The 252-nt window shown below is 67.9% G+C and carries 1 pseudogene; it reads right to left on the bottom strand.

The annotated features are described in order from the left end of the window. Nucleotides 1-252, bottom strand: a pseudogene (gene tldD / locus ACFIKI_RS08640) (metalloprotease TldD); the annotation flags it as partial.

Genomic DNA, 252 nt, shown 5'->3' with positions numbered 1-252 from the left:
CCTGGACCACGCGCGGGTCCTTGGCGCGGGCCAGTTTCTCGACCTTGCCCAGCAGCTCGACCTTGGCCGTGCTGTCCAGCGTGGCGATGGGGTCCAGGCCGGGATACAGCGAGCGGCTTTGCGCAATCTTGGGAGCATTGGCGCGCACGCGCTTGCTCTGGGCCGCGCCCGAGCGGGAGCGCACGGTGCGCGCGGCATCCAGCAGCGAGGCTTCGGAAATATCGTCGGAATAGGCAAATGCCGTCTTCTCGC

The sequence above is a fragment of the Bartonella sp. TT121SHDZB genome (assembly GCF_042193415.1).
Classification (GTDB): domain Bacteria; phylum Pseudomonadota; class Alphaproteobacteria; order Rhizobiales; family Rhizobiaceae; genus Bartonella.
The sequence above is the reverse complement of the archived record's forward strand: the minus strand, read 5'-3'. Positions and strand labels throughout refer to the sequence as shown.